We start from the raw sequence: 11,319 nt of genomic DNA on the forward strand, positions 1-11,319 counted from the left end.
TAGCAAATATCTGCTATTTCACAAAGTGTTTCGTACAAAATCCCAGGCCTGCAGACAAGCAAGCTGGCGAAGGTATTGCCACGAATAACCACCTAAATCTATCTCTTTTTGGGAAATACCCGAGGTCGTAGCCAAAGTGAGGTATACTTTTGCAAGTACGTTATCCTCTGTTGATTCCGGTTTGATAAGCACAGACACAGCCAAACCCAAATCAGCTTGCAGCTCCTGCCGAATGCAGTCAGCTTCCTCTGATAACCTACCCGATTCTGTTCCTAGCTGACCGATGACTTTCCCTCCGCTAAAATACGGCTGATCAGCCAAAGCCAAACTCAATTCAGCTTGCAAGAGACCACCCGTCCCCTGTTCGACGATAGCGATGGTTTGTCTTTTCTCCGCCAAACGAGTCGCTACCGTTTGAGCCAAACTATTGTCCTCTCCGTAGGCATAGAAATAGTCTGCCAGTTTGTCATGTTGTAAGATTTCTTCTTCCAACTGATTTAAACGTAGATTTGCTTCTTCTTGGCTGGTCGCTTTGGTGGACAAGCGTAAAGTCACCTCTCCAACTTTTGCATAAGGAGCAAGAGTTGGGTCTGTCTGCTTGTCAATCAAGTCCGCCAAAACAGTCACTAACTGGCTTTCACCAATGCCAAAAAAGCGTAGGACACGCGAATAAAGTTGCTGCTGAGATTGGGACAGTAAAGGTAAGAGACTCTCAGAAAACATGGCCTTGAGCTCACTTGGTGGGCCAGGCAAAACAATATAGGTTACACCATCTTGCTCAATCATACCACCAACAGCTAAACCAGCTGGATTCTGAAGCGCCTGACTTCCCTCCACAATCTGTGCCTGACGTTCATTATTTGGTGTACGGACACGACCTGGGCGACTGGCAAAGAAACGGTCTAATTTTGCCATAGCCAACTCATCAAACACAAGATTTCTACCTAAGAAGGTCGCCAGGGTCTGCTTGGTCAAGTCATCTTCTGTTGGACCAAGTCCTCCACAGAGAATGACTAGCTCACTACGCTTGCTGGCTATCTCCAGTACAGACAAAAGCCTCTGTTCATTATCTCCAACAGCTGTGTGGAAATAAACATCAATTCCCAGCTCTGCACATTTCTCCGAAAGGAACTTGGCGTTTGTATTAACGATTTGGCCTGTCAAAATCTCCGTCCCAACGGCGATTAGTTCTGCTTTCATATTCCTCCTCTGTCTAAGGTGCGATTGCTCGCTCATCTAATTAGTTCGTAATTTCTTTCCAATCTCGCAAGTTTCTTCATGTTCATTCAACAGACCTGCTGCCTGCAAATAGGAGTAAATACAGACAGGTCCTACAAACTTGAAACCTCGTTTCTTCAAATCTTTTGAAATTCGCTCAGACAAGTCGTTCTTGGTCGGCAATTCTCGGAAGGACTTGACAGGGTTGTCGATAGATGTAAAGTTAACCCATTCCCAAAGATACGTATCAAACGTACCGAATTCCTCCTGTACTCGAAGAAAGGCCTGAGCATTGGCGCGGGTAGCGTACAGCTTTGCCTTGTGGCGAATGATATCTGGATTGCTCAGAAGACCGTCTAACTCGCTGTCTGTCATAGCTGCCACCTTTTGAACATCGTAGTTGAAAAAGGCAGAGCGAAAAGCCTGGCGTTTATTGAGAACAATTTCCCAGGAAAGTCCTGCTTGGTAGGATTCCAAGCAAAGCAACTCAAACAAAGACTGCTCATCGTGAAGTGGCTTGCCCCATTCTTCATCATGGTAAGCAATATAGAGTGGATTGTTGGGATTGACCCAAGCACAGCGGGACATAACATCTCCTTTTCGGGAATAACTAAGATGCACTGGACACCTACTAAAAGTTGCAGTAAAAACAAAGAAAGTCACTACTTACTTCGTATCACCTAACTCCTTAGTATCTGGACACGACATGAGCCACAAAAATCGATATTATTTTTGTGGCGAGTTAGTAAGGTACCTAGGCAAGTCGCAAATAGCGATTGCCGTAGTATGATGAGTTGAACACGGCTACGATACTTTGCAAAACGTAACTCTAAGTCCTAAATATCACCGAATAACGCAGTTGACATCTGGCAAAAGGCGTCGTTAAAACTCGCCTCTTACCTAGCTGTCATTGCGGAGGTCTCACAACGAAATTTCTAGCAAAATTTCTGTTCGGCCGTCTATCTTCTCTTTGTCCTTTACGTCCTTTGTATCTGGTCACGACATGAGCCACAAAAATCGACATTATTTTTGTGGCGAGTTAGTAAGGTACCTAGACAAGTCGCCAATAGCGATTGCCGTAGTATGATGAGTTACTTTAGTAACCATCAGACTGGTACGTTAATTGAACACGGACTAAGGACTGTGAGAAAAAGATAAACCTGCCTAGAGCCTAAAGGCTCTGCGTTAGTTTTCCTATTTTCTCTTTGTCCTTTACGTCCTTTGTATCTTATTACTTCATCAACATTTTAAGGGCTGACTTGATGTAGTTTTCGGCGGTGTCGTTGGTGCCGTCAAAGAATTTCTTGATTTTCTTGAGTTCGGCTGGTCGGTAGCCAAGGGCTTCCATGGCTTCCATGGCTTCTTCGAGGGCGATATTTTCACTGGATGGTGCTACTTGTTGAACAGGACCCGCTTCTTCGCTCATGACAAACTTGCCTTCCAGGTCCAAAATCATCTGCTGGGCTGTTTTCTTGCCAACCTTTGGAAACTTGGTCAGGTAGGTAATGTTTTTCTGCTCAATAGCACGCACCAGACCGTCATTGTCATCAACAGCAATAATAGCCAGAGCCGTTGTTGGACCAATACCTGATACTGAAATCAGACTCAGAAAGACAGATTTTTCATTTTCTGTAGCAAATCCGTAGAGCAAATGAGTATCTTCACGAATCACCTGATGAGTATAGACAGTCACTTCTTGCTGGACTTGTCCTGAATAGGCGTAGGGGTTAGCAACCTGCAAGATATAGCCTACTCCTTGCGTTTCTACCACAATATATTTTGCAGTTATTTTTGTTAAAATTCCTTTAATATAGTCGTACATATTTTTTCCTAATCAATATTAATTTAGTCCCATTATTGTATCATAAAAGCCTCGCTATTGATAGCGAAGCCGTGTTTCAGTATCCGACGGAGAGGTTTCCTACACAATGAACGAGCATCGGATAACAAAGATTGCCTGTTCTGTGATAGAGATAACCCAAGTAAATACCCGAACAAATCTGGGGAATCGTGTTGATAATTTCTGAACTATCCAAAGATTTAGCATGCCCTAAGCCAAAAATGAAACCTTGCAAGACAATAGCAAACCATGGATTTAAAACATTTTTCAGACTATCCTGTAAAAATTTTCGATAAAAAAGTTCTTCAACAATCGGACCGACGATCCCCACTATCAGCAAAAAGATTGGAAGTGGGACGATTTGGCTTATCTTATTAACTGCTGTGACATTACCTATACCTTCTGAGATATGGAATGATTTCACTATCAAGTATTGGAGAAAACTTCCTCCATACATGACCAAAAAATCTGCAAGATAAAACAAAGGGAATTGATAAAGCAGTTTCCAGCTCCACATTTTTCCAAAATCAGTCCAAAGCAACTTTCTATAGTGGTATATGCCGAGTGCAAATAGCAAGACAAAACTAGCAAGCTGGTAATAAAGACTATAGGTCGGGCTAAGACCTAAATAACGGTGAAATTTGATCAGCAGATTAAGCAAACAAAGAACAATAAATGCAATAAATAGTCTATCCTTTCGGACCATACGATGACCTCGCTTTATAAAGATTTGGTTAACATGAGTTCTTGGATAAGGAAGCCGATGAGGAAAAAAACGATAAGGAAAGGAAGCAAGAGAGTGGCGTTACCACCAACAAAGATACCCAGACTGAATAGGATTAAGAGAAAGAGGTAGTTTATCCAAACTCGTCTTTTCTTCTCCTTAACTTGTAGGCCGATTAGCTGGTCAAAAGACAGGTGATAACGGCGGGCAATGTTGACTAAACTGGCACTATCTGGTAGAGTGCGACCTTTTTCCCAGTTCAAGACTGTTTGCCGTGACACTCCGATTGCTTTTGCCAAGGTTTCTTGCGATTCCTGTCGTTTTGTTCGCTCCATGTGAATGAGCTGTCCAAGATTGGTCATGTTTCCTCCTTTACTTTACAAGCTGGCAGTAAAAATAGCTAGTCCAAATGCTTTTACAGGGGTGTTAAAATCCTTAATACTTGCCCAACTCTCGCAAACTCGTGTGATTTTCTTGAATGCGACGGAACATTTTTTCCATATCCGATTTGCTAAAATGTACTAAGACTGGGCGACCGTGCGGGCAGTTATAGGGATTTTGGCAGTAAGACAATTGTCTCAATAAATCACGCGCCGAATAATCATCCAAGGCATGATTAGCCTTGATCGACCGTTTACAAGACATCATGATAGCCAGTTCTGCCCGATACTGCTTGATTGACACCTGATCCGTCAAGAGCAACATGTCGCACATCTCATAAATGCCAGACTCAATCTCCTCTTCCTTCATCCAAATAGGATGTTCACGCAGAATAAATTGATTAGATCCATATTCTTCCAAGTTGACACCAACTTGACGAAGGGCATCCATTTTGTGGACGAGGTCAAGGGCATCATTCTGCGGAAATTCAAAAATATACGGCACCAATAACTGTTGAGCTGAATTGTCAACTTGTCCAATTTTCTCACGGTAGTATTCGTATTTGACCCTCTCTTGTGCGGCATGCTGGTCAATGATATAAAGTCCTGTCTTACCTTGCGCAAATAAATACGTCCCATGCATTTGACCAAAATACTCTAGCTCTGGGAAGGTTGAGGTTTCTTCTTGGTCTAATTTATCTGCTAATTTAGCCAATTCTTTAGCACTTAGGTTAGGGTGTTCTTGGTCCTCACTTTCAGCTGATTGGCGTTCTGCAAATTGGACAGACTTGACCGCATTCTCCTCAGGTACTTCTTGAGGAGTCTGTTTGTCTTCCTCCAAAGGCTTGATGTCTTCGGACACCACTTCCGGTTTGAGGAAAAAATCCTGTTTGACAGTATCATAGTAAAGATTACTTTCCTTGAGAGGCAAGGTTCCTTGCTCTGCCTTGACCTTTACCCTCGGACGGGTGCTAGACTGAGCTAGGTTTTCAAGGGCATCGGGAATTAAATCCTGTTCCTTGAGAGCCTTAATAATAGCCTCGCGAATCAGGGTCATCAGTTCCTTTTCCTTGGAAATACGGACCTCTTGCTTGGTCGGATGGACATTGACATCAGCAAGATAGGGGTCAATCTCAATGGAAATCACAGCCAGCGGAAAACGACCTACCATCAATTTACTACCGTAACCTTCCAAAATAGCACGGTTTAGCAGAAAGTTCTTGATGTAGCGACCATTGATGAAAATGGAAATGTAGTTGCGGTTGGCACGGGTCAATTCTGGCAAGGAAACGTAACCTGAAACGTGAAAATCCAAGTCTTCGGCTTCTATCTCCACCATTTTTTTGGCAGACGCGATACCGTAAATCCCTGAAATAGCTTGACGAAGCTTGCCCGTTCCTGCAGTTCTAATTAATTCTCGTCCTTCGTTTACTAAAGCAAAAGCTATTTCCGGATGAGCTAGACTCAATCGATTTACAACATCAACAATATGTGATAATTCAGCCTGTTGACTGCGAACGTATTTGAGACGAGCAGGGGTATTGTAAAATAAATCCGAAACAGTAATCTGCGTACCAACTGGACGACTAACTGGCTCCTCTTTCTCGATGACACCACCTTTGGCCTCCAAATGAAGTCCGTGTGCAGAGTCTGCCGTAGCTGTCTCAATGATCATATGACTGACAGAAGCAATGGAGGGCAGAGCTTCTCCACGAAAACCGAGGGTGCGAATACGAAACAAATCCGATTGATTTTTTATCTTACTAGTAGCGTGACGGCGGAGGGCAAGCGCTACTTCATCAGGGGCAATCCCCTCACCGTTATCCGTAATTTGAATCATTTTAAGGCCAGCCTCTTCAACACTAATTTCAATCTGACTAGCCCCTGCGTCAATGGAATTTTCCACCAACTCCTTAACCACACTGGCTGGTCGCTCAATGACCTCACCAGCCGCAATCTGGTTGGCTAGTATTTCTGGTAGTTCAATAATATGTGACATCATTTCTCCTACATTTCTTTAATAATTTTTCCCGAATGCTTATTTTTCCATTATACCACATATCCACTTTCCCTCCTTTTCCCAGATAGGCTAAAGAAAAAATGACTGCCTGAGCAATCATTCATTCTTTTGATAAATCGTAAAGTAGTCCGTTGTCTGAACAGACTGGTACTGTGATTCTAAATTTGTCTTGATTTCATCTAGAATTGGCAAAGTCTTATTGACGACTACAAATTTTGCCTCATTTTTATTGATGTCATACAGCAAGCTATTTTTATTGTCGTCAGTATTCAGATAGGGTTCTGCTGTAGTAATCGTTGCGGCAGATAAACGTTGACTTGAAAGATAGATGCTTGCGCTATTATCCCAAACATAAATCTTATCCGAATCTTTTGTTTGTTCACCAATGTAATTGGCAACTTGTTCACGGTCAGTTCTCAAATCTCCCTGTACCAAATAAAGATAAGCAGGTTGAGCGATAATACCCAAGCAAATAGCTAACGGAAGAAAGAATTGACGACGCAAATACCCACGATAATCTTCTACATCCTCATCACGCAGGTAAACGACTGACATCGCAAAACCATACGGTAAAAGAAGAATGAGTTGGCTCCATTGAAAATTAGCATTCCCAATAATAAAGACACATTGAACTAAGAAAGTCAATAATAGGAGAACTTTGATATAGGTATGTCTTCCTTGTTTGAAAGAAAACAGCATTTGGATGAAACTTTTAAAGAATCCAGATAAGAGTAAAAATACAGACACAATCGCCAAGTCTAAATATAGATAGGAATGGTGAAAGTCTAACTGTAAGTTATAAAGGAAAGTTTGTTGAATAGCTGTCCCCAGAATCTGCGCCTCAAAAGCATAATAACCTACCGCATATAGAATCAGAAGAAAACCAAAAATGGTCGCTAATAATTGATAGATTCCTCGAGTAACTTGGCGGTGTTGGATATTAAAAATAAATAAAACTAGACCTGCAACTAACCAAAGGATCAGACTTTTTGGGTAAATTAAAAATACCAATGCCGCATCGATTCCGTAGAGGATAAATGCCTCATCACGCACTGCATTTTCAAAATAGCGGACCAGAAACCACACACTAGTCAAAAGAAACGGAAGAGCAAACATTTCTGCATACATCCCTCCAAAACCAAGTGCAAAAATAAATACATAGAACCAATGACTAGAACTTGTCGCTAGGTGTTCTGACTGACTAAAATAAGCTACAATCTTATAGAAATAGATTCCCGCTATCAGTAATGCTATAAACTGGAGGATTCCAAAGATAATGAAAGTCCCTCCCAGATGACCTAAGAAAGCAAGTAAGTAGAATAATAACCCGCTTGTACCAAAGAAATCACCATAAGGGATTTGTCCATTTGCCATTGCCATCCCTGCATATAAATTTTGAGTTTGTATATTGGTTGCAAATGGCATTAGCAGTGGATTGGCTACGCTAAAAATACTTAAAACTAAGCTCCAAACAAGAGCTGGCCAATACTTTGTCTTTAATACTCTTTCATGAAATTCACCATTCAGTTGCACTTGCTGTCTGCGTGATGCTCTACGACTACGCCGATAAGTTTCCTCAGGATGAGTAACTACGTCCGAAACTACATCTAATTCTGTCATTTTCTTCTCCTTAGATTTGCTTTCCTTATTATATCAAAAAGCACTCCCGATGTCATTTCCTATCGGGAGTTCTGGAAATTTTTGCAAACTGCTCTAATTGACGGAAGGTATGGCGTTTGGTTTTTTCAAATTCCTTTAAAAAGGCTACTGTTTCTGCATGTGTCATACCTATTTATTCGCAAAAAGATATTCATTTTTTAAAAATCCGACGAACTTCTGAGATAAAGTAGAGAGAGCCTGTGACAATCAACATACCTTGCTCGCTAGATTGCCAGTCTTCTATAAACTGCTGATAATTCTCAACATAATCTCGTCCTTGTCGGTTTTCCTCAGACAAGGCACCATCATAGGCAAAGCTGGTTAGTACAAGGGGAGTATGTGGCAATTTTTCTTCTAATAATTCAAGCATTTCTTGAAAATCCTTGCGCCTAAGGGCTGAAAAGAGAATGGTGACAGGTTCATCTTGTACCTGAATAAATTCAACCAAACGTTCGATAGCGGGGACATTGTGGGCCCCGTCCAAATAGATTTTTGGCTCTTGAACTACCAATTCCAAACGACCTGGCCAGTTGGTTTGGGCAAGGGCTTGTTGAATCAACTGAGGTTGAATGTCTTTTTGGATATTGGTCATATAGAGTAGAAAAGTTTGTAGGGCTACGGCCGCATTCTCTTCTTGGTGATGGCCTGCCAAGCCTAGAACCAATTCTGACAGTTCCAAGTCCGCATTGCTGAACTGTCCTGCTTTATAGGTGAACTCCTGACCAAATTGGTGGACAGAGGCTTGTTTGTCTTGGGCAATTTGGCGACAGATGGCTGTGGTGTCTGGAGAAAGTGGTCCTAAGACGACAGGTACGTTTTCCTTGATAATCCCTGCTTTCTGCTCTGCTATTTCCCCTAAAGTCGAGCCTAATAAATCCTGATGGTCCATGCCGATGGAGGTGATAAGGCTTAGAGCTGGTGCCACGACGTTGGTCGTATCCAAAAGTCCGCCGATACCTACCTCTACTAGCGCCAAATCTGGCTGCTGGTCCTGGAAATAGAGGAACATAATGAGCACCATGACCTCAAAATAGCGAAAAGGCTCATAGCGAGCGGCAACTTCCTGCTCCAAATCGTAGACTTTCTGTAAATAGCACTGAAAATCATGGTCTGAAATGGGCTGGCTGTCAATACAAATCCTGTCGTGTACGCTCACCATATGGGGAGATACAAAACTACCGACACGCAAGCCATGTGCCTGAAATAGCTGGCGCAGAAAGGCAATGGTCGACCCCTTGCCGTTGGTTCCAGCTACGTGAATGACTGGCACTGCAAACTGGGGATTTCCTAGCAGTTCTAAGGCATACTCAATCTTTTCCATCTTATAATGAAACACTTGACCTTGCTTGGTGTTTAACCAATTTTCTAACATAGCCACCTCCTATATATTGTCTAGTATAGCAAAAAAGCCTAACAGATGTTGGCTTTTGATAATAATCAGAAAATTATTGGTTCCACCAGTGTGTTGAAAAATCTCCAAGTGGAAAAATTTTTGTAAAAATTGCAAACATTGTTCTATCTCCTTTATTTGATAAGACAATTTTACAACTTGAAAACTTTTTCCAACAGGACAAAAAAGTCCTATAATTGACTATCTTTCCTCCAATCCTCTTCTAATTTATCAATTAGGTGCGCATTGCCAATTAATCTTGCAAAAAGAAGCGCTTCTTCATACAAGGCAGTAGCTGCAACCTTATCTTTATTTATTAACAACTCATATTTCCACTTAAGCAGATTGAGAATGGGTTTCTTTTGAAAATCTTGGGTCTTCTGCATTAACTTATCAAGTGCATCAAAGAGGGATGGAATGTAACGATATTCCTCATTTTGTCCTAAAAGTCCAACAGAAGTTATCATCACATCCCTTAAAATAAATAAATCACCAGACTCAACTAATTCTATTTGACCTGGAAATTTTTCAACCAACTCTAAAAAGCGTTGAAAGTCATTCTCCTGTTTGACTTCCATCCTTAAATTCATTAAAAATAGTCGAATGATTAATAAATCATTGGCTGAAAATTGTTTTTTTCTTTGTATCTGCTCAAAATAGTCATTTAGAATATCTTGACCAAATTCTGCAGTCCTCGTTTCAAGTACATCAATTGTAGATTGAATAGCATCTATCGCTATTTTCTCTTCTTCAGGCAAGTCATCATAATAGTCATCATAGATTTCTGTCATCATATCTGCCCGTTTTTCCATCAATTCCTCATTTTCATAAGTCGGTGTACGAAGTACATCAAACTTCAGTTTGGAATATCGTTCAGGTAGCGACACGTAATCTGGCATAAGCTCGTAGAGCCCCATGCCTAAGCGGGTTGCGATATATTGGATTTTTGAAAAAGTCGGCTTGGAAGTGCCTGCTTCGATACGGGTTAATTGGCGGACGGAGAGCTCAAGTTCGTCATCGCAAAACTGTTCACGTGTCAGACTAGCGGTTTCTCGAAGTTGACGTACACGTTGTCCAAATTCCTTATCGTTCATAAAATACCTCCGAATATACTTTTATCAATTATAGCAAAAAACTTATACAAACTCCATACTATCTAACCAAAGTCATAACCACCCGTGAAAACGGGTGGCTTGTACACCGGCTATAAGTCGTTTCTCCCCATCGACGTCTAAAGACGTTCGCTGAACTTCGTTCAGGTTAGTGCTATAATTACTTGACTAATGCCCGTAACAACGGGCTTTTATCTTGTTCTAAAACTGCCATCTGAAAATGGATTTTCATACTCTTTGACACTCAATTTATCAAGTGCAATGTCATTGAACAACTAATCTCCCAGATTAGTTGTTTACTCGCGAATATATTTCGCAACTGTATTTTCGTTCAGCCCAACCGTACTAACATAGTAGCCTCTAGCCAAAAACTTTCGATTTCCGTACTTATATTTCAAATTAGCGTGTTTATCAAATATCATTAGAGCACTTTTACTTTTCAAATATCCCATAAAATCGGAAATCGAAAGTTTTTGGGGTATCAAGACAAGCATATGAACATGGTCTGGCATCATGTGTCCCTCAATGATTTCCACGCCTTTGTATCGACATAGATGACGGAAAATATCAATTAAGTCCTGCCTTATTTTGTAGTAAATGGATTTTCTACGGTACTTAGGTGTGAAAACTATGTGATATTTGCACATCCATTTGGTATGTGATAAACTGTAACTGGTTTTAGCCATGCTAAACTAGTCCACTGGACTAGTTTACTCCTCCTTATCTAACCTGAACAATTAGATTATAACAGGAAAAAGAAATGGAGGCTCAAAGCCTTGGCAGCCACCAGCATAGCTGGTGGTTTTCTTTTGTTTTTCTCTACGAGAAAAACTGGCTCGAAGCCATAACAAAAAAAAACAAACGGTTTTACGCCCAATGTCATTAAGTTAAGCATTTAAAACTATTCCCGTCCGAGCAATTGATGACCAAACGGGAATAGTTTTTGTATTTAGGGCGCACAAAAAGGAGGTTTTTT

At 41.2% G+C, this 11,319-nt stretch carries 9 protein-coding genes and 1 pseudogene; all 10 read right to left on the reverse strand.

All coding sequences use genetic code 11. The features are described from left to right. Positions 1-18: 18 nt before the first annotated feature. Positions 19-1,200 carry a competence/damage-inducible protein A gene (locus P7J58_RS08145; RefSeq protein ID WP_408556094.1) on the reverse strand — a complete coding sequence of 394 codons (1,182 nt, stop codon included), beginning with the start codon at positions 1,198-1,200 and terminating at the stop codon, positions 19-21. A gap of 36 nt (positions 1,201-1,236) precedes the next feature. Further along, on the reverse strand, positions 1,237-1,806 hold the full coding sequence (locus tag P7J58_RS08150) for a DNA-3-methyladenine glycosylase I (RefSeq protein WP_408556095.1): 570 nt from the start codon (positions 1,804-1,806) through the stop codon (positions 1,237-1,239). A gap of 643 nt (positions 1,807-2,449) precedes the next feature. Next, the gene (gene ruvA / locus P7J58_RS08155; protein WP_105100574.1) at positions 2,450-3,040 is read right to left on the reverse strand and encodes a Holliday junction branch migration protein RuvA; all 591 of its coding nucleotides are present in this window, start codon (positions 3,038-3,040) and stop codon (positions 2,450-2,452) included. A gap of 76 nt (positions 3,041-3,116) precedes the next feature. After that, a complete protein-coding gene (locus P7J58_RS08160; RefSeq protein WP_408556096.1) occupies positions 3,117-3,764 on the reverse strand; it encodes a lysostaphin resistance A-like protein in 648 nt (215 codons plus the stop codon). A 14-nt stretch (positions 3,765-3,778) separates the two neighbouring features. Then, positions 3,779-4,144 carry a helix-turn-helix domain-containing protein gene (locus P7J58_RS08165; RefSeq protein ID WP_024399282.1) on the reverse strand — a complete coding sequence of 122 codons (366 nt, stop codon included), beginning with the start codon at positions 4,142-4,144 and terminating at the stop codon, positions 3,779-3,781. A gap of 73 nt (positions 4,145-4,217) precedes the next feature. Then, positions 4,218-6,161, reverse strand: coding sequence for a DNA mismatch repair endonuclease MutL (mutL, locus tag P7J58_RS08170; RefSeq protein ID WP_408540504.1), 1,944 nt, complete (start codon positions 6,159-6,161; stop codon positions 4,218-4,220). Between the two features lie 117 nt (positions 6,162-6,278). Then, a complete protein-coding gene (locus P7J58_RS08175) occupies positions 6,279-7,802 on the reverse strand; it encodes a quinol oxidase (RefSeq protein ID WP_408556097.1) in 1,524 nt (507 codons plus the stop codon). A 190-nt stretch (positions 7,803-7,992) separates the two neighbouring features. Further along, positions 7,993-9,213, reverse strand: coding sequence for a bifunctional folylpolyglutamate synthase/dihydrofolate synthase (locus tag P7J58_RS08180; protein ID WP_408556098.1), 1,221 nt, complete (start codon positions 9,211-9,213; stop codon positions 7,993-7,995). Positions 9,214-9,422: 209 nt separating this feature from the next. Next, positions 9,423-10,325, reverse strand: coding sequence for a helix-turn-helix domain-containing protein (locus P7J58_RS08185; RefSeq protein WP_044672705.1), 903 nt, complete (start codon positions 10,323-10,325; stop codon positions 9,423-9,425). A gap of 209 nt (positions 10,326-10,534) precedes the next feature. Beyond that, positions 10,535-11,029: pseudogene (gene tnpA, locus P7J58_RS08190) on the reverse strand (IS200/IS605 family transposase). Positions 11,030-11,319: the final 290 nt, after the last annotated feature.

It is taken from the genome of Streptococcus suis, assembly GCF_046032535.1.
In the GTDB taxonomy this organism is placed as follows: domain Bacteria; phylum Bacillota; class Bacilli; order Lactobacillales; family Streptococcaceae; genus Streptococcus; species Streptococcus suis_AK.